This window comes from Novosphingobium sp. P6W (assembly GCF_000876675.2).
In the GTDB taxonomy this organism is placed as follows: domain Bacteria; phylum Pseudomonadota; class Alphaproteobacteria; order Sphingomonadales; family Sphingomonadaceae; genus Novosphingobium.
The window spans coordinates 2594087-2616911 of sequence record NZ_CP030352.1; the positions used below are offsets into that span (position 1 = coordinate 2594087).

19 protein-coding genes are annotated in these 22825 nt (G+C 65.4%); 7 read left to right on the forward strand and 12 right to left on the reverse strand.

Going from position 1 to position 22825, the window contains the following annotated elements:
• Positions 1 to 139 precede the first annotated feature (139 nt).
• A complete protein-coding gene (locus TQ38_RS12565; protein WP_043970849.1) occupies positions 140 to 1372 on the reverse strand; it encodes an RsmB/NOP family class I SAM-dependent RNA methyltransferase in 1233 nt (410 codons plus the stop codon).
• 54 nt (positions 1373 to 1426) lie between these two features.
• On the opposite strand from TQ38_RS12565, the gene TQ38_RS12570 reads away from it, so the two are divergent.
• Positions 1427 to 1594, forward strand: coding sequence for a DUF1674 domain-containing protein (locus TQ38_RS12570; protein ID WP_082057506.1), 168 nt, complete (start codon positions 1427 to 1429; stop codon positions 1592 to 1594).
• A gap of 243 nt (positions 1595 to 1837) precedes the next feature.
• Here the strand turns inward: TQ38_RS12570 and TQ38_RS12575 are convergent, their stop codons facing one another.
• The 9 genes from TQ38_RS12575 to TQ38_RS12615 all read right to left on the reverse strand — a co-directional run bounded on the left by TQ38_RS12575 (position 1838) and on the right by TQ38_RS12615 (position 11924).
• Positions 1838 to 3247 (reverse strand): efflux transporter outer membrane subunit, encoded by a 1410-nt coding sequence (locus TQ38_RS12575; RefSeq protein ID WP_113941921.1) that lies wholly within the window; start codon positions 3245 to 3247, stop codon positions 1838 to 1840.
• Positions 3247 to 4149: an efflux RND transporter periplasmic adaptor subunit gene (locus TQ38_RS12580; RefSeq protein WP_043970853.1), complete on the reverse strand. Its 903-nt coding sequence runs from the start codon at positions 4147 to 4149 to the stop codon at positions 3247 to 3249. The genes TQ38_RS12575 and TQ38_RS12580 overlap by 1 nt, the downstream gene beginning before the upstream one ends.
• The gene (locus tag TQ38_RS12585) at positions 4146 to 4361 is read right to left on the reverse strand and encodes a DUF1656 domain-containing protein (RefSeq protein ID WP_043970855.1); all 216 of its coding nucleotides are present in this window, start codon (positions 4359 to 4361) and stop codon (positions 4146 to 4148) included. The genes TQ38_RS12580 and TQ38_RS12585 overlap by 4 nt, the downstream gene beginning before the upstream one ends.
• On the reverse strand, positions 4358 to 6412 hold the full coding sequence (locus tag TQ38_RS12590; RefSeq protein ID WP_043970857.1) for an FUSC family protein: 2055 nt from the start codon (positions 6410 to 6412) through the stop codon (positions 4358 to 4360). The genes TQ38_RS12585 and TQ38_RS12590 overlap by 4 nt, the downstream gene beginning before the upstream one ends.
• Positions 6409 to 6861 (reverse strand): MarR family winged helix-turn-helix transcriptional regulator, encoded by a 453-nt coding sequence (locus tag TQ38_RS12595; RefSeq protein ID WP_043971685.1) that lies wholly within the window; start codon positions 6859 to 6861, stop codon positions 6409 to 6411. Before TQ38_RS12595 ends, TQ38_RS12590 begins: the two co-directional genes overlap by 4 nt.
• Positions 6862 to 7026: 165 nt before the next feature.
• The gene (locus TQ38_RS12600; protein ID WP_052505537.1) at positions 7027 to 7542 is read right to left on the reverse strand and encodes a murein L,D-transpeptidase family protein; all 516 of its coding nucleotides are present in this window, start codon (positions 7540 to 7542) and stop codon (positions 7027 to 7029) included.
• Between the two features lie 5 nt (positions 7543 to 7547).
• Positions 7548 to 8837 carry an adenylosuccinate synthase gene (locus tag TQ38_RS12605; RefSeq protein WP_043970859.1) on the reverse strand — a complete coding sequence of 430 codons (1290 nt, stop codon included), beginning with the start codon at positions 8835 to 8837 and terminating at the stop codon, positions 7548 to 7550.
• Positions 8838 to 9015: 178 nt separating this feature from the next.
• On the reverse strand, positions 9016 to 10140 hold the full coding sequence (locus TQ38_RS12610; RefSeq protein WP_043970861.1) for an ATP phosphoribosyltransferase regulatory subunit: 1125 nt from the start codon (positions 10138 to 10140) through the stop codon (positions 9016 to 9018).
• 92 nt (positions 10141 to 10232) lie between these two features.
• Positions 10233 to 11924 carry an FAD-binding protein gene (locus TQ38_RS12615; protein ID WP_043970863.1) on the reverse strand — a complete coding sequence of 564 codons (1692 nt, stop codon included), beginning with the start codon at positions 11922 to 11924 and terminating at the stop codon, positions 10233 to 10235.
• Positions 11925 to 12135: 211 nt separating this feature from the next.
• Between TQ38_RS12615 and TQ38_RS12620 the strand changes: the two genes are divergently transcribed.
• The gene (locus TQ38_RS12620; protein ID WP_043970865.1) at positions 12136 to 12945 is read left to right on the forward strand and encodes an enoyl-CoA hydratase/isomerase family protein; all 810 of its coding nucleotides are present in this window, start codon (positions 12136 to 12138) and stop codon (positions 12943 to 12945) included.
• A 93-nt stretch (positions 12946 to 13038) separates the two neighbouring features.
• Here the strand turns inward: TQ38_RS12620 and TQ38_RS12625 are convergent, their stop codons facing one another.
• A complete protein-coding gene (locus TQ38_RS12625) occupies positions 13039 to 14436 on the reverse strand; it encodes a short-chain fatty acyl-CoA regulator family protein (RefSeq protein ID WP_043970867.1) in 1398 nt (465 codons plus the stop codon).
• A gap of 150 nt (positions 14437 to 14586) precedes the next feature.
• Here TQ38_RS12625 and TQ38_RS12630 point away from each other — a divergent pair, with 150 nt between their 5' ends.
• From TQ38_RS12630 to TQ38_RS12640, 4 genes are all read left to right on the forward strand, one after another.
• Positions 14587 to 16173 (forward strand): isocitrate lyase, encoded by a 1587-nt coding sequence (locus tag TQ38_RS12630; protein WP_043970869.1) that lies wholly within the window; start codon positions 14587 to 14589, stop codon positions 16171 to 16173.
• A 77-nt stretch (positions 16174 to 16250) separates the two neighbouring features.
• The gene (locus tag TQ38_RS30590; protein ID WP_205316032.1) at positions 16251 to 16421 is read left to right on the forward strand and encodes a hypothetical protein; all 171 of its coding nucleotides are present in this window, start codon (positions 16251 to 16253) and stop codon (positions 16419 to 16421) included.
• A gap of 227 nt (positions 16422 to 16648) precedes the next feature.
• Positions 16649 to 19363 (forward strand): EAL domain-containing protein, encoded by a 2715-nt coding sequence (locus tag TQ38_RS12635; protein WP_162792246.1) that lies wholly within the window; start codon positions 16649 to 16651, stop codon positions 19361 to 19363.
• Positions 19364 to 19489: 126 nt separating this feature from the next.
• Positions 19490 to 21595, forward strand: a complete 2106-nt coding sequence (locus TQ38_RS12640) for a bifunctional diguanylate cyclase/phosphodiesterase (protein WP_240197879.1) — start codon at positions 19490 to 19492, stop codon at positions 21593 to 21595.
• A 28-nt stretch (positions 21596 to 21623) separates the two neighbouring features.
• Here the strand turns inward: TQ38_RS12640 and TQ38_RS12645 are convergent, their stop codons facing one another.
• Positions 21624 to 22286: a TetR/AcrR family transcriptional regulator gene (locus TQ38_RS12645; RefSeq protein WP_043970871.1), complete on the reverse strand. Its 663-nt coding sequence runs from the start codon at positions 22284 to 22286 to the stop codon at positions 21624 to 21626.
• 192 nt (positions 22287 to 22478) lie between these two features.
• On the opposite strand from TQ38_RS12645, the gene TQ38_RS12650 reads away from it, so the two are divergent.
• Positions 22479 to 22805, forward strand: coding sequence for a 2Fe-2S iron-sulfur cluster-binding protein (locus TQ38_RS12650; RefSeq protein WP_043970872.1), 327 nt, complete (start codon positions 22479 to 22481; stop codon positions 22803 to 22805).
• Positions 22806 to 22825 lie beyond the last annotated feature (20 nt).

Consider the following 22825-nt stretch of genomic DNA (forward strand, 5'->3'; position numbering starts at 1 on the left):
GCGAAGCCGCTTTCCAGCCTCGACGTCACCTGACACAGACGCTGGCAAACAAAGCCTGCGGCGCGGCTACGTCATTGCAATGCACACAACGCAGCCTCGACAATACCGGGGTCTGGGGCAATGGCCCCAGGTCTTCCCCTTAGTCCTTGACCCAGCGCGCCACAAAGAACCCGTCCAGCCCGCCAACCTCGGCCAGCATCCCCGGATCGGTGCGCAGGAACCCTTCAGCGGTAGGCGCAAGACCCTCCGGCAGTTCAGACGCCTCGATCGGCAGCACCGTCAAACCGGCGGGAGCAGCCTGCCCCTCGCCCTCTGCGGCTTCCAATGAACATACCGCGTAGATCAGCCGCCCGCCCGGCTTAAGCCAGCCCGCCGCGCGTTCGAGCAGTTTTGCCTGAAGCTCCACCATCTCGTCGATCTGGCGCGGGGAGATGCGGTGCAGCACGTCGGGGTGGCGCCGCGCGGTGCCGGTCGCCGTGCACGGTGCGTCGAGCAGGATCGCATCGAACTTTTCCTCCGGCTCCCACGTCAGTGCATCGGCCAGCACGACTTCGGCTTCCAGCATGGTGCGCTTGAGGTTTTCGCCGAGGCGTTCGAGGCGGCGCTTGGCGTTGTCCAGCGCGGTTACCTGCCAGCCTTGCGCTGCAAGCTGCATGGTCTTGCCGCCGGGCGCGGCGCAAAGGTCGAGAACGCGCTTTCCCTCGCCGGCGCCCAGCAACCTTGCCGGCAGGCTAGCGGCGAGATCCTGCACCCACCAGGCACCGTCACGGAAACCGGGCAGCAGGTCGATCGCCGAACCGCGCGGCAGACGCAGATGGCCGGGCATCAGCGAAACGCCGCCCATGCGCTCTGCCCATTCGGCGGTTTCAGCCGGATTGCGCAGGGCGATATCCAGCGGCGGCGGCTCCACCAGACCGGCGGCAATGGCATCGGCCCGCTCTCCCCAGCGCGTCGCGGCGGCTTCGGGCAGCGTGGGGACGGCCGGCAGCCTGGCCTCGCGCTTCATCAGGGTGGAGAAGACGCCGTGGGCCAGACGGCGCGGGCCGCCCATGAGCAGCGGCAGGCCAGTGGCGATCACCGCGTGCGGCGGGGTCTCCAGCCGCAGCACCTGCGCCAGCATGATCTGCAGCACCGCGCGGGCCTTGGCGTCGTCTGCCAAAGCCATCTTGGTGGCCGAATCTATCAGTTCGTCCAGGTCCTGCCGCCAGCGCAGCGCCTCTCCGGCGATGGCGCGGGCAAGCGCGCGGTCGGCGTCGCCGCGTACTTTGGCGAGGGCACCACCCGCCGCCTGGTCGAGCGTTTCGCCCCTGCGCAGAACGGCATCGATAAGGTGAAGCGCGGCACGGCGCGCCGGAAGGCCGGGAATGTCCATCGCGGGCCCCTATACCGGATTGCGTTTTTCCGCCAGCGTCGCCACATGACAAGTATGACCAAGCGCGCAACCCAGCGTCCTGAAGGCTTCTCGAAGCCTGCTCACTGGACGAACGAGCCGGCGCCCAAGCCGGCGCAATTCAAGGACGGTGAAGACCCTGACGGTCTTTCGCCCACCCGCTATGGGGATTGGGTGCGCAACGGGGTTGCCGTCGATTTCTAAGGGTTGATGGGAAGACCTGGGCCCATCGCCCCAGACCCCGTACTGTCGTCGACGCGCGCACAGCAGTGACGTGCAATGGAACTATCCTTGCGGCGAAGCCGCCTTCAGTCCCGCTGTCGTCACGGCACAAAACATAAAGCCTGCGGCGCTTTTTCTACCCTGAAGTGAGCACGAAAACGTAGCAGCGCGCGTAACCTCGACAGTACGGGGTCTGGGGCAATGGCCCCAGGTCTTCCCCTTCAACTATCGCTGCCACCCGCCGCCCAGCGCCAGAAACACCGCGATCTGGTTATCCACCACCGCTGCCTGCGCCGCGGCATGCGTGACTTCCGCCGAAGCAAGGCTGCCCTGCGCGCTCAGCAGGTCGAGGAAGCCCCCGCGTCCGAAGCGGAACAGCTTGCCCGCCTGCCCGGCCGAAATTTCGGCGCTATCCCGCGCACGGCCCAGCGCCGCCGCCCGTTCGCGGCCGCGGGCGTAGGTTTCCATCGCGCTTTCCGCCTCGCGTAGTGCAGTCAGCACGGTGCTGTCGAACGTCGCGATGTCGGCACGGACTTTTGCATCGGCCTGGTCGATCCGGGCGTGGACGACCGGGCGGTTGGGGAACGACCAGCTGAGCAGCGGGCCGAGGCTGAAGCCGAAGCTGCTGCCTTTGCCGATATTCTCCAGCGGGCCGGACAGGCCCAGCGACGAGCCGAGGCTGACTTGCGGATAGAGGTCGGCAACGGCAACGCCGATGCGCGCGGTATCGCCTGCAATGGTCCGTTCGGCCTGCCGGATATCGGCGCGGCGGCGGATCAGTGAAGCCCCGTCCTCAACCGGAAGCGCTCCGGCCAGCCGGGGCAGCGCAGCGCAGTCCGCCACTTCGCGCGGGTACTCTGCCGGGGGACGACCAAGCAGCGTGGCGAGCAGGTAAAGCCCGTTCTGGCGCGTTGCTACGAAGGCCGGCAGGGCAGCGGCGCTGGCGTCGACGGCAGCGGCCGCCCGGCTGACGTCGAAGGTGGTGCCGCGTCCGCCGCGTTGCAGGCGGCGCGTCGCATCGAGCGTCTGGCGTTGCAGCTGCACGACCTTGCGCGTCACGTTCAGCTGGTAATTGGCGGCGCAGACATCGGCGTAGGCCTTTGTCGCGGCGCCGGCCACGCTCACCCGCACCGCGTCGCGTGCGGCTTCCACGGCGGCGCGGTCGCTTTCGCTTGCTTCGATCGCGCGCCGCAGCTTGCCGCGCAGATCGAGGGGATAGCTGAGCGCCAGCCCTAGGTTGTCGGTAATGACGCCGGGCAGCGGCCTGCCGGTCTGCGCCTGCCGCGAGACGTCCACTGCGCCGGTCAGCGAAGTCGTCAGCGCCCGGCCGCCTTCCGCCTCGCGAACGACGGCTTCGGCGCGTTCGAGGTTGGCTTCGGCGGCGCGCAGATCCGTGTTGGCGGTAAGCGCCTGTTCGACCAGCGCATCGAGGCGCGGATCGTCGTAAAGGCTCCACCAGCGATCGGGCAGCGGGGCTTGGGTGAAAGCCGCGTCGTTGCCCGAAACGAAAGCCCCTTGCGCGGAAGGCTCATTCGCCACCGACTGTTCGGGCGGGTGATAGTCCGGCCCGGCGGTTGCGCAGGCGGACAAAGCCAGCGCCAATGCTGCGGCGGAGAGGAAGCGCGATGCGGCCATTACTTGGTTTCCTGCGCTACTGGCTTTGCGGCGGGGGCGGGATGCTCCACGGTCACCGTCGCGGTGCGGCCCAGGATCAGCCGCACGTCCCTGGGAACATGCGTCAGCTTCACGCGCACCGGGATGCGCTGGGCGAGGCGCACCCACGAGAAGGTCGCCGCGACGTTGGGGAGGAGGTTGCCCGAATCGCTGCGGCTATCGTCATTGATGCCTGCCGCGATGCTTTCGACCCGGCCCTTGAGCGCCTGCCCCTCGCCCATGAGGTGGACAGTGACGGGGGCGCCGACGTGGATCATCGCCAACTTGGTTTCCTCGAAATAGCCTTCGACGCGGATCGAATCGTCGTCGACCAGCGCCATCGCCTGACTGCCCGCAGCAAGGTAATCGCCGGGGTGCAAGTCCAGGTTGGTAACGGTGCCGTTGACCGAGGCATGGACCTGCGTGCGCGCAAGGTTGAGTTTGGCGCCATCGAGGGCGCTCTCCGCTTCAGCCAGCGCTGCGCGGGCCGTGGCGACGCGGGCGACGTTCTGCTCGTGCGATTCGGTGGCGACCAGGTCGCCCAGCGCCAGATCGCGTGCGGATTCGCGGCCCGCCTGCCCCAGCGTAGCCTTCGCGCTCGCTACGGAAGCCTGCGCCTGTTCGACGGCAAGCGTATAGCGCGGGCGGTCGATCACGAATAGAAGGTCGCCCGCCTTCACCGTCTGGTTGTCCCGCACCGCCACCGAGGTGACTAGGCCGCCGATGTCGGGCGTCACCCGCACCACGTCGGCACGCACGCGCCCGTCGCGGGTCCAGGGGCTGCGCTCGTAGTGGTTCCACATCCAGAACGCGATGAACGCGGCCAGGATGACGATGACGATGGTAGCGGCGCTGCGGCCGATCGCGGGAAGCAGGTTCTTCATGGATGGAGACCGATGTGGGGGGCAAGAAGGGAAAGCGCGCCGAGGACCATGATGTAGATGCACAGGTCCACAAGGGCGCGATAGGCGACGAAGCGATAAAGGCCCGAGACGTTGATGAAGCGCAGAAGAATCATCGTCAGCACCGAGGCGATCACCGCGAGCAGCAGGATGGTGGGCATGAACACGCCCCCAATGGATATTTCGCCGTTCATGGCAGGCCTTTCAGCGCGGCGGCGTCGGGGAACAGGTTACGGCGCAGCGATACGAGCGCGAGCGCGGCCTGGCGGCGCACGGAGCGATCCTCATCGGCCACGAACAGGTTGAGCGCCTTGTCGATATCGCCCAGCAGTTCGGGATCGGCAGGGGCGCGTTCCTCAGGCTCAAGGCGGCGATAATATGCGCCAACTTCAGCCAGCACGCTGGTGAGAGTGCCGGTGCGCGCCGCTGGAAGATCGAGGCGCAGCTGGCGCAGTTCGCCGATGGCGACGCCGGTGCGAAGATCGCGCAGCACGTCGTAGAGCGGCTCGCCCGGCTGCTTGCCGCTCAGCGCAAGTCGGGGGGAGAGCACGGCGATGCGGTCGAGCATACGGTTGATCCAGCCGCGCACGTCGGGCGGCCCCATCACATTGCTGCGCTCGGCGATGTCGCGCCAGCCTGCGCGCAAGGTTCGGCGAATGGCGCTCTCCAGCCCGGCGGTCTGCAACAGGCGCGCCATGACGATCGCGAACAGCGTCCCGGTCAGCTGGGCCAGCGCGCCGTTGGCAAAGCTGACGAAATTGTCGTTGTACTTCACGGCGATGATGAACGGGCTGCCCATGCCCAGCAATGCGGGCAGAGCCACCCCGGCAAAGCGCGGCGAATGCATCAGCGATCCCAGCACCAGCAATGCCGGGGCAAGCACCAGCGCCAGTTCCGGGAACCCGGTCACCCTGGGCAGGATGACGAAGGCGTAGATGAACCCGATGATCGTCGCGATCAGAGTGCCCCAGAAGAACAGCCGCAGCGGCAGCACCGGATTGTCCATCGCCGAAAACAAGGCGAGGAACACGCCCGCAAGCATGACGGCGGTGGCGCCATCGTTCCAGCCGCTGCCGATCCACAGCACGCTGCCCAGAATGATGGTGATTGCCGCGCCTGCCGCGCCGCGCAGGGCGCCCGCGACATCGCGGTGCACTTCGCGGTTGCGGCGGCCTTCAAGCAGGCGCGGGATACGCAAGGACACCGGCTTGCGATCGAGCGTGCCTAACTGCTCGGCAAGATCGCGGCAGTCGAGATGGGCGTCGATCAGGCTGGATAGACGCGAGCCCAGGCTGAGCTGGAGCAGGTCGTCCCAGTCGGACTGCGCGCTTACTTCGGGTTCGAGCGCAAGGCAGCGGGCCTTGAGATCCTGTGCCGCCGCTTCACGATCTTCCCGTGGGCCCTCGATGGCATCGAGCCAGGCGCGGGTGTCAGCGAGCAGGGTCACGGCGGCATCGGCAAGCCCCCCGCGCTCCCTCAGCGCCGCAACGCGGTCCGCCACGGCAGCGCCCAGCGGCATGAGCAGCGAAAGCTGGTCCTGCAATGCGCGCACCGTGCGCACGCGCGGAGCGGGGCGGCTGGTTTCATAGGGCAGGTGGATCGACAAGTTGTGCAGTTCGGTAACGTCCTGCGCCAGGCGGCGGCGTTCCGCCTCGACCGCTGCATCCGGTTCCAGTTCGAGGGAATCGCGGCTCCACCGTTCGGCATCGCGCAGCATCATGGCAACGCGGCCCAGCAGGAACGTGGAGACCGAATTGGGGAACACCACGCCGTGCATCAGGCTGGAACACAGGATGCCGATGGTGATTTCCTGCACCCGAAGCGAAGCGTCAGTAAAGATTTCGCCGGGGGTGTTCACGGCCGGCAGTACGATCAGCACGGCGGTATAGCCAGCGAGCACGAAAGCGTAGCCGCGCGGCGTGCGTTCGAGGAGCGAGACGAAGACGCAGAGCGCCAGCCACGAGGCGATCGCCAACGTCAGCAGTTCCGGGCTGTGCGAGAGCGGCGGCACCATGATCACTGCCATAGCGGCGCCGACGAACGTGCCGATGACGCGGAACAGCGCCTTCGAGATGACCGCCCCCGCCAGCGGCGCGGCGACGATGTAGGAGGTGAGAAAGGCCCAGTAAGGCCGCTCCAGCCCGATCGAAAAGGAAATGTAGGTCGCAAGAATGGCCGCCGCGAGCGCCTTGAGCGAGAAGACCGCTGCGGGAATGCCCCAGCGGTTGAAGAGGGCGGTGTTCATGCCCGGCTCCGCATCTCTGCCGCGCGTTCGGACACGATGCCGAGCAGGCGCACCGCTCCTTCGAGCTGCTCGTCGGGAATGCCTTCAAGAAGCTCGATACGCAGTTCGATCAGGCGCTTTTCGGCCTTGCGCGCCAGTTCCTTGCCTTCTGCCGTCAGATGCAGGCGATTGGCGCGGCGATCTTCCTCGTCGGGGCGACGTTCGACCAGGCCGCCACGCTCCAACTGTTGCAAGGTACGCACCAGCGAGGCTTCGGTGATGCCGATCGCGCGGGCCAGATCGCCCTGCCGCGCACCCTTCCCAAGCCGTTCGAGATGCACAAGCGCCCAGCCCGCAGAATTGGAAATCGCCAACGAGCCTAGAATGCGGTCGGCAAGCTGCAACCATGCGCGCGAGACAGGGCTCAACTGCGTGGCGAGTTCATGGGCAAGGGTGATTCGGTCAGTCATGGAAGCCATTAGTTAGGCTCCTAACTATTAATCGGCAACATCGGCTGTCTTGCGTTTTACAAACCAGCAATGCCGGAAAGTGCAATTTGTGCAAGTCGGTCGGTGCAGTGGGGTGTCAGCCTCTATCGCGCGGACTTGACCCACGGCGGCGTGTACCACCTTGACCTAAGGCACGATCTCGATCGGGGTGCCATCGGCGACCGCCTCCCACAAGGCTTCGATCTCCTCGTCCGACACCGCGATGCAGCCGTCGGTCCAGTCGCCGGGCACGCGGCCTTCGGTCCACGAATTGGGCTGGCCGTGGATCATGATCATCCCTCCGGCAGAACGGCCATGCGCAGCGGCATAGGCGCGGTCGGCGGCGCTGGGATACGAAATGTGGAATGAGAGGTGGTAGGCGCTCTGCGGATTGGCCCAATCGATCGTGTAGCGTCCCTCGGGGGTGCGCTCATCGCCTTCGAAGCGTTTTGGGCCGACAGGCTCATCGCCAAGCTGGATATGCTCGATGACGTGCACGAGGCGCCCGTCTGCGTAGAGTTCCATGATCCGCGCCGCCTTGCGCACACGGATCAGGTCAATTTCAGGTAAAGGCTGCGGCAGGGGCTGCGGCGGGGCCTGTGCCTCGGCCGCAGCGATGCCAAAAAGCAGCAGCAGCGGGGCAAACCGAAGTGCGCCCCGCATTGCCGTCAGTCCGCGAAGGGATCGCGCACGAGGATCGTATCCTCACGCTCGGGGCTGGTGGAAACCAGCGCGACCGGGGTTTCGATCAGTTCCTGCACGCGCTGGATGTACTTGATCGCCTGAGCAGGCAGATCGGCCCACGAACGGGCGCCGGCGGTAGTGCCCTGCCAGCCGTCCATTTCTTCGTAGATCGGCTCTACCGCGGCCTGGTCGGCGGCGTGGCTGGGGTAGTAATCCATCACCTTGCCGCGCAGGCGGTAGCCGGTGCAGATCTTCACCTTCTCGAACCCGTCGAGAACGTCGAGCTTGGTTAGGGCGATGCCTGTGACGCCCGAGATGGCGCAGGACTGGCGCGTCAGCACCGCGTCGAACCAGCCGCAGCGGCGCTTGCGCCCCGTCACGGTGCCGAATTCATGGCCCCGCTCACCCAGGCGCTGGCCGGTTTCGTCTTCCAGCTCGGTGGGGAACGGGCCGGAACCGACGCGGGTGGTGTAAGCCTTGACGATACCCAGCACGAAACCGGTCGCCGAAGGACCAAGGCCCGAACCGCTGGCCGCCGTGCCCGAAACCGTGTTCGAGCTGGTGACGAAGGGATAAGTGCCGTGGTCGACGTCGAGCAGGACGCCCTGAGCGCCTTCGAACAGTATGCGCGCGCCGGCCTTCTTGACCTTGTTCAGGCGGCGCCACACCGGCTCGGCGAACTGCAGCACGAAAGGCGCGATCTCGCGCAATTCGTTGAGCAGGGCCTCGCGGTCGATCGGCGGCTGGCCGAAACCGGCGCGCAGTGCGTCGTGATGGGCGCAGAGACGGTCGAGCTGCGGTTCCATCGAATCAAGGTGGGCCAGATCGCAGACGCGCAGCGCGCGGCGGCCGACCTTGTCCTCGTAAGCCGGGCCGATGCCGCGACCCGTGGTGCCGATCTTGCCGGCACCGGCGGCTGCTTCGCGCAGGCCGTCCAGTTCGCGGTGGACGGGCAGGATCAGCGGGCAGTTGTCGGCGATGGCGAAGTTGTCGGAATTGATCTCGACGCCCTGCCCGCGTAGCTTTTCGACTTCGGACTTGAGGTGCCAGGGGTCGAGCACCACGCCGTTGCCGATGATCGACAGCGTGCCGGTGACGATGCCCGAGGGCAGCAGGCTCAGCTTGTAGACCTGTTCGCCCACGACGAGCGTGTGGCCGGCGTTATGGCCGCCCTGGAAGCGGACAACGGCATCGGCCCGGCTTGCCAGCCAGTCGACGATCTTGCCCTTGCCCTCATCGCCCCACTGGGCGCCGATCACGGTTACGTTGGCCATGGATATGCTCCTCCACCCTGCCCAGGCGGATCCGGTGACGCCCTTCGACAGGACTCGGCGAAACGGATGAGATGGTGGGGCGTAGATGCCCCGGCTTTTCGCCCCGCGCCCTAATGCGTAGGCGGCGGGGTAGTCAAGACCCTCAAGGCCGCCCCGGATCAGGTCCGGGACGGGGAGATCAGATCTCCACCGCCTCGCCGCCTTCGAGGCGGTGCGAGCAGCCGAGCGCGATCGCCTCGTCATCCTCGCTCAGGGCCGCCACGGTGACCCAGCCGATGGCACGCTGGCGCGCCGCGATTTCGCGGTCGTGGCCGAGCGGGAGGAACAGCTTGCGCTCCTCGCCGCCGCCCGAGCCGAGCACGTCGATCAGCCGATCGGGATAGAGCGAGAAGCCGGTGGCCGGCTCGGGGTCCAGCCCTGCGCCGCCAAGAATCGCATATGTGCCGCCGCGCCCCATGCTGCCGGGAATGCCGTCCGCATAAATCGTGAAGCCCAGCCACGACTGGTATTCGAAGCCGTGACGCTCGGAAGGGTCCAGCGTGAGGCGGGCCTTGTCGCTCACCCGCGCCGCGATGGCGCGCAGTCCGGCGATGCGGCTTGCCAGAACGCCGTCCACGTCGAATGCCGCAAGCCGCTCGATCGCGGCGTCGAACGGACCGACCGCATAGAGCAGCGGCAGGTAAGTCTCACCGCCAGCGTCGACCAGCCCGCCCGCATCCTTGGAATCGAGCATCCGGCGCACCGCCTCGATGTTCGCGGCGGAAAGCGGCAGGGCCTCGGCGCTAAGGGCGTCGACGAGGTCGGGAAGCGTGAAGTCCACCGAAACCCCGGTAGCGCCGGCGGCGCGCAGGGTTTCGATAGCGAGTTCGACGATTTCGGCGACGGCGTCGATCGAATCGGTGCCGATGAGTTCGGCGCCCAGTTGCAGCCGCTCACGCGCGGGGTCGAGGCCGTCGCCCTTCACGGTAACAACCTGCCCGGAATAGGAAAGCCGCAGCGGACGCGGCGCCTGCGCAAGGCCGGTAGCGGCAATGCGCGCGACTTGCGCGGTAATGTCGGAACGCAGCGCGAGGGTGCGCAGCGAAACCGGGTCCATGAAGCGGAACATGCGGCGCACCTGCACGCCCGCCATGCGGCTGGCCAGCGCCTTCTCGAATTCAAGCACGGGCGTCTCGACCCGCGCATAGCCATGGCTCGCCAGCACGTCATGCGCGGCGCGGCGCACGGTCTGCGAGGCCCATGCCTGCTGCGGAAGTCGGTCGCCCAGTCCCTCGGGCAGAAGATCGCGGTCGTTTTCCTGCATAGTGCGCGCGCCCTTAGCGGGATGGTGCGGGAATGTCGAATGGGTTGGCACATGGCGCTGGGGGGCCATGTGCAGCGCCCCTCCCGCCGCGATCAGGCCAGCTGGTTCCCCAGCCCCGCCGCGTGCTTCGCTGCGATCCACCCGAAGGTCATCGAAGGACCCACGCTTGCCCCGGCGCCAGGATAGACCCGGCCCATCGGCGACGCCGTGGTGACACCGCAGGCATAAAGGCCCTCGATGACCGAACCATCTTCACGCAGCACGCGCGAATCGCAGTCGCAGACCACGCCGCCATAAGTGCCCACATCGCCGGGGACGATGGGGATGGCGTAAAACGGGCCCTTCTCGATCGTGCCCATGCACTGGTTCGGGCCGTCCTTGAAAAAGGGGTCGCCCAGCCAGTTGTCATAGGCGCGCACGCCGCGCTGGAAATCCTCGTCCCGCCCGCCGCGCACGAAGCCGTTCCAGCGCTCGACCGTGCCCTTGAGTGCATCGGCCGGTACGTCTATCGACGCGCCCAGAGCCTCTATGGTATCGGCGCGGTGCATCCAGCCCGAGGCAAGCCACTGAGCCATGTTCTTCCTGGCAGTGCCCCTGCCGGCGACGGCATATTCGTCCATGAACTGCTGGTCCATGATAGCCCAGCTGGGGATCGCGGGCACGGTGCGATTGCGCACCAGCATGTTCTCGCAGAACTCCTCGTAGGAGCCGCCCTCGTTCATGTAGCGCACGCCGGTCTGGTCGACCTGGATGGCATGGGGTTTGCCGGTCGTACTCTGGGTGCCGGGCTTGACGTAGTCGGTCGCCCAGCCGGGGGCCTCGGTCATCTGGAAGCCGACCATCTGGTCCATCTGCGCCAGCTGCGCGCCCTTTGCGGCCAGTTCGACATGCATGTCGCCGGTATCGCTCTCGATCCCGTTGGACCACTTCGACTGCGTGCCGGGCATGTGCTTGTCGCGCATGGCCTGATTCATCGAAAAGCCGCCTGCATTCATCAGCACGCCCAGCTTTGCCCCGACACGCCAGGGCTTGCCGTCCCGGATGGTGACCACCCCCACCGCCCGGTCGCCGTCCATGATGACTTCGCTGACAGGAGAGTCGGTGCGGATCTGCGCCGCCTCCTTATCCAGCACCGCCTTGAGCATCCGCCCCTGCAGCGCTGCTCCGGCGGTGACCCAATGCTTGCCGGTCAGCTTGCCGGCGACGACCTTGAGCGCGATCTTGAGAAACAGCCGCTTGATCGCCCAGGAATGCTTCATGAAAGGCAGCTTCATCCCGTCGTCGAGCCGGACGGGCACTTCGAGGAACCCCTGACGCAGCTTCGGCGCCCATTCCTTGCCGAGCTGCTTCTTGTCGAAGGGCAGCGCGGTGACGGTGCGGCTGGTTTTCACGCCGCCGGGAAGTTCATCGTAATAGTCGGGCCAGAAGGTCGATCCGCGTTCCATCCTCACGCCTTGCGCGACGATGAAGTCGAGCATTTTGGGCGCTTCGACCGCGTATGTACGGCGGCGCGCGGGACTGGTCCCGGGCGAATCCGGGCCATCGGGAACCACCGCGTCGAGATATTGGCAGGCCTTTTCGAGGCTGTCCTCGCCGGGGTCCATGAAACGATTGCCGGGGATCCACATCACCCCGCCCGACTTGCAGGTGGTGCCGCCTACCCACGGCGCCTTTTCGAGGATGACAACGGACTTGCCCGCCTGCTTCATCAGCAGCGCCGAGGCCATCGAACCCGCACCGCTGCCCACGACCACCCAGTCGAAAGTCTCGTCGAACTGCGTCATCGTAGTTGATCCTCTCATCCGTCATGCCGCGCTGCTGCGCATGCGTTCAACACGGGGGTAGATCGAACTTCGCGCACTTTGGCAACGCCGCGCACGCTTGTAGGTGCAGGTTTCGCTGGAGCGAAGGATTGCGTCTGCCGTGGCGTTTTAATGTGGCCTTGGAAGGCCGCCTGCCTATGAGATGAACCGCAAAAGAGGGAGACCCGCCGCAATGACCGAGAACGTGCCCGCCCTGCCCGTTTTGAGCACGATCGCCATGGCCCGCGAGGGACGGCTGCTGCGCATCACCCTTAACCGGCCCGAAGCGCTGAACGCGGTGAACTTGGCGCTGCATGACGATCTGGCCGAAGCCATGTGGTTCGCGCAGGTCGACACCGGCTCCGACGTCATCGTGCTGACCGGCGCGGGGCGCGCGTTCTCCGCCGGGGGCGACCTTGGCCATATCGAGCACAATGCCAGGAACCCGCACCTGTTCGACCACGAGACGCGCGTCGCCAAGCGCATAGTTTCGACCCTGCTCGACATCGACAAGCCTGTAGTGTGCCGGATGAACGGCCACGCGGTGGGGCTTGGTGCAACGCTGGCCCTGCTGTGCGACGTGATCTTCGCAGCTGAAGGCGCCAAGATCGGCGATCCGCATGTCGGCCTCGGCCTTGTGGCAGGGGATGGCGGCGCGGTGATCTGGGCCCAGCGCATCGGCCTGACGCGCGCCAAGGAATACCTGCTGACGGGCGACCTGCTCACCGCGAGCAAGGCGGCGGAGATCGGCCTGATCAACTACTGCGTCCCGCTGGAAGACCTGGACGCGCGTGTCGACGCCTTCTGCGCCAGGCTGCTGAACGGCGCGACGGGCGCCATTCGCGCGACCAAGATCCTCACCAACATCGAACTCAAGCGGCTGGCGACGGCGTTGATGGACGCCGGCATCGCCTATGAAAGCGTGTCGGTACGCAGCGCAGACCACCTTGAAGGCATTCAGGCTCTGAAGGAGAAGCGGCCCCCGAAATTCACCGGGCGGTGACGCGGGCGATGCATTTGGGGGGGGGATGAAGACGATCCTTTGCCGGCTCTGAAAGCCGCCGCCTTCCCGTTCCTTCGAAACGGAGAGCTTGGATCAACTTTCCGCGAAGGTATAGGGCTGCGCGGCCCGGCGATAATCGTCGGCCAGCACATCGCGCCCGATTGGCGGGACCGAGCGAGCCGTACATTCGGCGCGCTGGCACAAGCGGCAGGTAACGCCGATCGGCGTGGTAGGCGCGTTGATGGGATCTGCCTTGGCGGCATAGACCAGACGGCCCGCATGTTCGGCTGCGCACGCCAGCGCGACGGCGCGCACCACGCGGGTCGCGCCGTACCCCTTGGCCCCGCCGGTGACGGTGCGGGCGATCGAGAAGAAACGCTCTCCGCCCGGCAGTTCCAGCCATTGCGTGGCGATTTCTCCCGGACGGCGGAAGACCTGATGAACGTTCCACAAAGGGCACCCTCCCCCATGCGCGGCAAAGGGAAAGCCCGCGCCGTCGAGCCGTTTGGACACATTGCCCGCTTCATCCACCCGGATGAAAAAGAAGCCGACACACTCCTCTCCGGGGCGCTGAAGCGTGGTGAGGCGGTGTGCGACCTGCTCGAAACTGGCGCCGAACAGCGAGCATAGCGCATCGATATCGTAACCGCGCTGGTCCGCCGCGCGGGCGAAGCGGCCATACGGCATAACGATCGCAGCAGCGGCATAGCCTGCCAGTGCGCGCAGCAGCAGCGCGGCGGTGGTGCGGCTGGAGAAATTCTCGGCACGGATCGCCTGCTTGATCTCGGTGCGCAGCGCGGTGTGGGCGATGTGGGTGGCGATCTGAAACGCCCGGCTGGCACTGTCGAGCGTATCGGCGATCAGCAGTTGCTGGTTGTGCCGGTCGAACCGGCGCAGCGATTCCATCAGCACGTCGGGCGGCAGGAAGCGCACGCGCACGCCCTTTGCCGCCAGCCACGCGGTTGCCCCGCCCGCCTTGTCGATCTCTGCCGCAAGTTCCTCGGCGCGCTGGTCCAGAGCGTGGAAGTAGTTGCGCGCCTGCGCCAGGAACCGCTGTGCCTCGCGCACAGGTTCGTTCTCGTCCACGTCCGGCCCGGCAGCGCGCTGTTCGGCCAGTGCCTGCGCCTCGCGCGTATAGGCCTGATGCAGCCGCAGCAGCGCTTCGGACACCCCCGGGAAGCTGGTGGCAAGGTCTGCCACTTCCAGCGCGGGCAAGTCGATATCGGCGAAGATCGGATCGCGCAGCACGTCGGTCAGGCGGCGGGCGTAATCTTCTCCATCATCCCCGGCGATATCGGCGATATCGAGCCGGTAGGTGCGCGCCAGACGTAGCAGCATGTCGGCCGTGACGGGCCTCTGGTTCCGCTCGATCAGGGCAACGTAACTGGGCGAAATCTCAAGGTCGTCAGCCATCGCTTGCTGCGTCAGGCCAAGCTCCCGGCGCAGGCGGCGCAGCCTTGGGCCGAGGTATAAGGGGCGGTTTTCTGCCATATCCACCGCACTTTGTCAGGATCGTACAACTTTACAAGGAAAATCTGTAAAGATTGACAACAGCACTTCGCAAGCCATTCCGGCCCGCGAAACTTGCGACTACCTCAAGGTCATCAAACGCAACATTCTTCCGCAAGAGGAAACTCCATCGTGACCTACCAGAGCAAAATCATCGAAGCCGGAAAGGCCATCGGCGCCGAAGCCCACTGGAACGGGATCGAGCCGGAATCGGTCGCCCGCATGCGCATGCAGAACCGGTTCCAGACCGGCCTCGACATCGCCCGTTACACCGCGCGCATCATGCGTGAGGACATGGCCGCCTATGACCAGGACCCCGCAAACTACACCCAGTCGCTGGGCTGCTGGCACGGGTTCATCGGCCAGCAGAAGATGATCTCCATCAAGAAGCATTTCGGCACCACCAAGGGCCGTTACCTGTACCTTTCCGGCTGGATGGTCGCCGCCTTGCGCAGCGAGTTCGGCCCCCTGCCCGACCAGTCGATGCATGAGAAGACGTCGGTCCCCGCGCTGATCGAGGAACTCTACATCTTCCTGCGCCAGGCCGATGCGCGTGAAATGGGCATGATGTTCCGCGACCTCGACAAGGCCCGCGAGAGCGGCGACGAGATGGAAGCCAAGCGCCTCGAACACGCGCTCGACACGTATGAAACGCATGTCGTTCCCATCGTCGCCGATATCGATGCCGGTTTCGGCAATGCCGAGGCGACGTACCTGCTCGCCAAGAAGTTCATCGAGGCGGGCGCCTGCTGCATCCAGATCGAGAACCAGGTTTCGGACGAGAAGCAGTGCGGCCACCAGGACGGCAAGGTCACCGTTCCGCACGAGGACTTCATCGCGAAGATCCGCGCGGTACGCTATGCCTTCATGGAACTGGGCGTGGACGATGGCCTGATCGTTGCCCGCACCGACTCGCTCGGCGCCGGCCTGACCAAGCAGATCGCCGTCACCAACGAGGCCGGCGACATCGGCGACCAGTACAACTCGTACCTCGACTGCGAGGAAGTGTCTGCGATCGGCCACGGCGACGTCCTGATCAGCCGCGACGGCAAGCTGCTCAAGCCCAGGCGCCTTGCCAGCAACCTGTTCCAGTTCCGCCCCGGCACCGGCGAGGACCGCTGCGTGCTCGACTGCATCCACGCCCTGAAGAACGGCGCGGATCTGCTGTGGATCGAAACCGAAAAGCCGCACATCGGCCAGATCGGCGGCATGGTCAGCCGCATCCGCGAGGTGATCCCGAATGCCAAGCTGGTGTACAACAATTCGCCCAGCTTCAACTGGACGCTCAACTTCCGCCAGCAGGTCTATGACGCCTGGGAAGCGGCCGGCACGGACATATCGGCCTTCGAGCGGGCGCGCCTGATGAGCGTGGATTACGATGGCACCGAACTGGCGGATGAAGCCGACGAACGCATCCGTACCTTCCAGAAGGACTCGGCGCGCGAGGCAGGCATTTTCCACCACCTCATCACCTTGCCGACTTACCACACCGCGGCACTGTCGACCGACAATCTTGCCAGGGAATACTTCGGGGACGCCGGCATGCTGGGTTACGTCAAGGGCGTGCAGCGTCAGGAGATCCGCCAGGGCATCGCCTGCGTGAAGCACCAGAACATGGCCGGCTCCGACGTGGGCGACGACCACAAGGAATACTTCGCCGGTGAGGCTGCCCTGAAGGCGGGCGGCACGCACAACACGATGAACCAGTTCGCCGCGTAAAAGGTTGAAACGAACACCCGGAGACAGTCTCCGGGTGACTTGGGGAAGCTCCCCGCAAAGCAAGGAAAGGAATGACCATGACCACCATGACGACCGAACCGGCCCGCGCCCGCGCGGTGCTTTCGAACCAGGACTTCAAGCTCCTTCAGGAAGCCGTTCTGTTTTACCTCAAGGCGCACGAGGACGATCCGATCTCGTCCACGTATTCCAACCTTTATCACCGCCTCGGCAGCGCCGTCCGCCGTTGAAGCAAGAGTTTTCCTGGGGAGGAAAGCTTGGCCCGTCGCACCATGTGCGGCGGGCCATTTCGTTTGATTACAACCGATGCGGATCAGCTTGAGTGCCGATCCGGTGCAAACGATTTAAGCCACATTAAATATTGATGCGTTACAATTTCGTCATGAGCGAAACAGGCGCAGCACACTTCTTTCAGGTTATACTTTGCGCGAAAGACCAGCATCGGCCGGAGATGGTCTTGCTGGCAATCCTTGCCTGCGCCCTGGCCGCCGGCAAGAGCATGTCCCTTCTTGAACAGGCGCGCGGCCGCAAGCGGAGCGGTGCATACCTGCTGGCCGGCCTCATGCTTGGCTTCGGATGCTGGGCGGCGCACTTCATTTCGTCCCTTGGTTTCGACACTGGTTATCGTCATGCCTATTCGCCCTGGCTGACCGCCGCTTCGCTGATTGTCGGCGTTACTGGCGCACAGGCCGCGCTCTATTTTGCGGTGCAGGCACGGTCCAAGGTGGGCCTCGTCCCCGCCGCACTTCTGCTGAGCGCGGGGCTGGCGGCAATGCACTATACCGGCATGGCGGCGCTGGAAGTTCCCGCAATGCTGAACTGGGACTGGCATCTTGTAGCTGCTTCGGTCGTCTTGCCGGCGATCCTTTTCTATCCCGGACTTTTCATCGCCCTGCGCGCAAAAGGCTTAACTCTTATCCTGGCGGCAACCGGACTGGTCACCATCGCCGCGCAAGTCCTCCACTATTGCGGCACCGCCGCGCTGACGTTCATTCCGTCTCACCTCTCCGACCAGGGCCTCTCTATACCGCAGGAGGAACTGGCCGCATGGCTGTGCGTCGGCTCGCTGGCGGTCGCGGCGATCAGCACGTTCGCGCACCAATTGCGCCAGCGCACTCACGCCGCACGGTTGCTGGGCGAGCGCCAGTTTGCACAGTTGGTCAGGGGCACGTCCGACTACGCGATCTGCATGCTCAATCGCAGCGCGCACGTCGCGCAGTGGAACGCCGGCGGCCGTTCGCTGATTGGCTATGACGATGCCGAAGCGCTGGGCCTGCCCTTCGCGCGCTTCTTCACCGCCGAGGACCGCGCAGCAGGCCGCCCCGCATTCGCCATCGCCGAGGCTGACGCTTTGGGCATCGCCAAGGGGCAGTGGCTTTGCACCCGCAGCGACGGGTCGGATTTCTGGGCGCACGGCACGATCGAAAAACTGTGCGACGAGGACGGCGCACACATCGGCTACTCGCTGATCACCCGCGACATCACCGAGATCAAAGCGGCGCAGGACGCGCTGGCCGAAAAGTCGCACCAACTCGACACCGCGCTCGAACACATGAGCCAGGGCCTGTGCATGTTCGGCCCGGATGAGCGCCTGATCTTCGCCAACCGCGCCTATTACCGCATCTGGAACATCCCGGAGGAGCGCTGCCAGCCCGGCACCTCCATGACCGAACTGGTTTACGCCGGCTACTTCTCCACGGAGTACCACCCGGCCAAGACTCTCGATATGATCCACAAGTCCATCCTGCGTGCCAGCACCTCGGGCGACCACCCCTCGTGGCATCTTAATTTCACCGAAGACCTCGTGCTGGCGATTAGCGAGCGTCCGCTGCCCGATGGCGGCTGGATCGCCACGTTCGAAGACATCACCCAGCAGCGCCGCTCCGAAGACCGGATCGCGCACATGGCGATGCATGATGCGTTGACCGGCCTGCCCAACCGCGCCCAGTTCTATCGGGAAGTGGACTCGATGATCGCCGATGCCACGCTGGCGGACGAGAAAGTCGCCGTGCTCGCCATCGATCTCGACCGCTTCAAGGAGATCAACGACACTTTCGGACATGCCTCGGGCGACCATCTGCTGCAGGTTCTGGCGGGGCGCTTCAGCGCCACCCGGCGCGAAGGCGAGGCTGTGGCCCGCCTCGGCGGCGACGAGTTCGCAGCCGCAATCCGCTTCACCCGCCGCGCCCAGCTGAACGACTTCATCGCCCGCATCCAGACCTGCATCGCCGCGCCGGTCGCCGACGAAGGGCAGCCGCTCACCGTTGGCGCCAGCCTGGGTGTCGCCACTCACCCGCTGCACGGCGACACCCGCGAGACCTTGCTTAACAACGCCGACCTCGCGATGTACCGCGCCAAGGCCAAGCTGGGCAAAAGCATCTGCTTCTTCGAGGCCGGCATGGACGAAAGCGCGCGCGAACACAGGCAACTGGCCACCGACTTGCGCCAGGCCAGCGCGAAAGGCGAGTTGAGCGTGCTCTACCAGCCGCAGCACTCGCTGCGCACCGGCGCGGTATCGGGTTACGAGGCGCTGCTACGTTGGACGCACCCCCGCCGGGGACTGGTATCGCCCGAAGAATTCATTCCCATCGCCGAGGAGACTGGCGAAATCATCGCGCTGGGCGAATGGGTACTGCGTCAGGCCTGCCACGAAGCACGGACATGGCCGGGCGAGGAGAAGGTCGCGGTCAACCTTTCGGCCGTGCAGTTTCTCCAACCCGACCTTGTCGAGATGGTCCACTCCGTTCTGGTGGAAACCGGCCTGCCTGCCCGCAGGCTCGAACTGGAGATCACCGAAACCGCCATCATCCAGGACAAATTACGCGCTCTGCACTGCCTGCGTCTCATCAAGGCGATGGGCGTCAGCGTGGCCATCGACGACTTCGGCACCGGCTATTCTTCGCTCGACACCTTGCAGTCGTTCCCGTTCGACAAGATCAAGATCGACAAGTCGTTCCTGCTGAAATCGGAAGGCAGCGCCCAGGCCCGGGCCATTATCCGCGCCGTTCTGGCGCTGGGCCGCAGCCTCGACATCCCTGTACTGGCCGAGGGGATCGAGACCGAAGGGCAGCTCAGGGTGCTGGAGGCGGAAGGCTGCGACGAGGGCCAGGGCTATTATTTCGGCCATCCCTCCCCCGCACCCAGTCTGAAAGTGCGGGAAGCGGCGCCGTGAAACCATGCCAGCCTAGTTCTCATGATATTGGAATATATCCGCATGTTTCATCACCTCGCCGTTTACCAATGCAGGGAAAATTAACTCCCTTGCCCCTAGCTTGGGCCAAACCGGATGGGGATCTGCGTGTATTTGGGGCTTGATAACGAAAAGGCGGAAGCGGTGAAGTCCGGCGCGATTGGCGATGACGAGGCCATGCCCTCGCTCGACACCGCGCTGCAGGCTGCCTCACTCGCCGAAAAGCGCCTTCGCGAAGCGATCGAGGCGATACCCCAGGGCATCGTCTTCCTCGACGAGGAAGACCGCTATATCCTGTGGAACGAGCGCTACGCCGAAATCTACGAGAAGTCCGCCGACCTGCTGAAACCCGGCGTTAGGCTGGCCGATGCCTTGCGCATCGGCATCGAGCGCGGCGACTATCCCGAAGCGATGGGACAGGAAGAACAGTGGCTGGCCAGCCGCATCGCCCAGTTGCACCAGCCGGGGCGCCGCCACGAACAGCGCCTGTCGAACGGGCGCTGCATCATGATCGAGGAGCGCCGCATAGAGGGCGGCGGCACGATCGGCATCCGAGTCGACATCACCGACCTCAAGCAGAAGGAAGAAACCTTCCGTCTGCTGTTCGAACTCAACCCCCTTCCGATGCTGGTCTACGATCAGGAAACCGGCCGCGTCCGCGCCGCCAACGAGGCAGCCTATGCCCTGCTTGGCTATCGTCCCGGCGAAATGGACGGCCTGCCTGCACACGACCTGTTTCCTGCAAGCCTATGGCCCGATGCCGCCGAACTGCTCGCCACCGATAATTCCGACGCCAATGACTGCTGGCAGATGGTGCGCAGGGACGGCACCTGCGTCGACACGGCAATCTCCACCCGCCTCTCCGGGCTGGAAGACCATGCCGGCACCATTGTCTCGATCTTCGACGTCACCGAGCGCCGCCGCATCGAGCAGCGCATGGCCCACATGGCGCGGCACGACGAACTGACCGGCCTCGCCAACCGCGCCCACTGCCGCGAACACCTGCGCGACCTGCTGGACCATGCCGGCTCCACCGAAACCATCACCTTCGCGCTGGTGGACCTCGACCATTTCAAGCCGGTCAACGATACGTACGGCCACCATTTCGGCGATGTCGTACTGACCGAGACTGCGATGCGCATGCGCGAACTGATCCCGCCAGATGCCCTGCTGTGCCGGGTCGGCGGAGACGAGTTCGCGGTGATCTTCCGCCGCTCCAGCCTAACCCAGGCCGAACTGGTCGCCAAGTCGATCATCACCACCTTGTCGGAGCCGTTCTTCGTGCAGGGTCACATGATCCATATCGGCGCCACCATCGGCTTCGCCTCATCTCCATACGACACCCGCGAAGCCGAGACGCTGATGCGTTATGCGGACCTTGCGCTCTACGCCGCCAAGGGTGAGCGGCGCGGAACCTGCCGGGGCTTCGAAGCAGGCATGGACGCGGCCGCGCAGGAGAAGAACCGGCTGGAGAAAGACCTGCGCGCAGCAGTCCGCCAGGGATCTCTCGAAGTCCATTACCAGCCGATCGTCGACCTCCAAACCGGCGCGGTCGAATGTTACGAGGCGCTGCTGCGCTGGAACCATCCGGAACGCGGGGCAGTGCCGCCCGACGTCTTTGTGCCGCTGGCCGAGGAGATGGGCCTGATCGATCCGATCGGCCGTTTCGTGCTGGGCAGTGCCTGCGCAGAGGCGATGCGCTGGCCCGCCCATGTGCGCGTCGCTGTGAACGTGTCGCCGCTTCAGTTCCGCAACGGCAACCTGCTGAGCACGGTCATCAACGCCCTGTCCACCTCGGGCCTCGCCGCCGAGCGGCTGGAGCTTGAGATCACTGAGGCGGTGCTGATGGAAAAGGGGCCGCGTCCGGCCGCCATCATCCGCAACTTGCGCGCCTTCGGCATCGGCATCTCTCTGGATGATTTCGGCACTGGCTATTCCTCGCTGAGCTATTTGCTCAACTACCCGTTCACCAAGATCAAGATCGACAAGTCGTTCATCCTCAACCTGCACCAGGAGGCGAGTTCGCGCGCCGTGATCCGCGCCGTCATCGGCCTGGGCCGCAGTCTGGGACTGACGGTCACGGCCGAGGGCATCGAGCATGAGATCGACCGCGATTACCTGCGCGAGGAAGGCTGCACCCAGGGACAAGGCTTCCTGTTCGGCCGCGCCGAGCCGCCACTGGCGATCGCCGCGGCGCAGTGCCAGGCCGCCTGATAAGGCCTGAAGGCGGCGGACCTCGTCGTCAGGACTGTATCGCGCGGCGGCAGAATTCCCACAGGTCCTCGGCCAGTCCCTCACGCTCTGCGGGATCGGCCGCGCCGCCTTCTTCTGCAAGCAGGACGGTGTGCACCGTGGTCGAGACGAGGTTGTAGATCAGCCGCGCCTGGAGCTGCGAATCCGCCGCGCGGAACACCCCCTGCCCCATTCCCAGCGCAACATGACCGGCCATCACGTCCAGCAGTGGTTCGAGCGCCGAATTCAATTCAGACGGCCGGGTTTGCGCCAGACGAAGATGCTCGCGGCTGAGCGCCGCCCCGCGCCGGTTGGCGCCCATCCGGTCCTGTCCAAGCTGCCCGACGACGATCCCGGTAACGATCGCCTGCAATGCCTCCACCGGGCCGGCGCAGCGCGCGGTGATCTCGCGGAATTGCAGCGCGGCGGCGCGCAGCGACTGGTCGAACACCGCCAGCACGAGATCGTCCTTGCTCTGGAACCGCTCGTAGAAAGCCCGCCGCGCGAGGCCCGCACGCGCCAGCACGGCACGGATCGTCAGCCCCTCCAGCCCTGCTTCGTCGAGCAGGTCGTAAGCGGCGCGGATGAGCACCAGCGTGCGGTCCGCCGCATCCCCGGAAGTTCCGGCAGGAATTTCGGGCAGCGCGAATAGAGGCGGATAAGTCGTCGGCATTGCTCCCCCGCTAGGCCGTGATCGCCCGCCGGTCCAGCCTGCACGCATGCAAAACGCGCGCCTCGTGCCCGCGCGTCCGGCACGCGCCGTCCCGTCTCGTCTCGTGATTGACTTGCCGACCCACCTCGGAGTACAACTTTGAGAACACTGTTCTCATCTTAAGGGAACTAGGCAAGGAAAGCGAGAGGAACCATGGCAAAGATCACATACGTCGATCACACCGGCACGGCGGTTGAGGTCGATATCGCGGTTGGCGAGAACGTCATGCGCGGCGCGCTCTACAATGGCATCGAAGGCATAACTGGCGAATGCGGCGGCGGCCTCTCCTGCGCGACGTGCCATTGCTACGTCGACGAGGAATGGACCGATGCGGCCGGCGGCCCTTCGTCCGAAGCAGAGGCCGAACTGCTCGAATCCGCAGCGGCCGAGGTGAAGCCAAACAGCCGCCTGTCGTGCCAGTTGGTGGTCACCGAGGCGCTCGACGGCATGGTCGTTCATATGCCCGAACACCAGTTCTGACCGGCCCGGAAAGAGAAGGA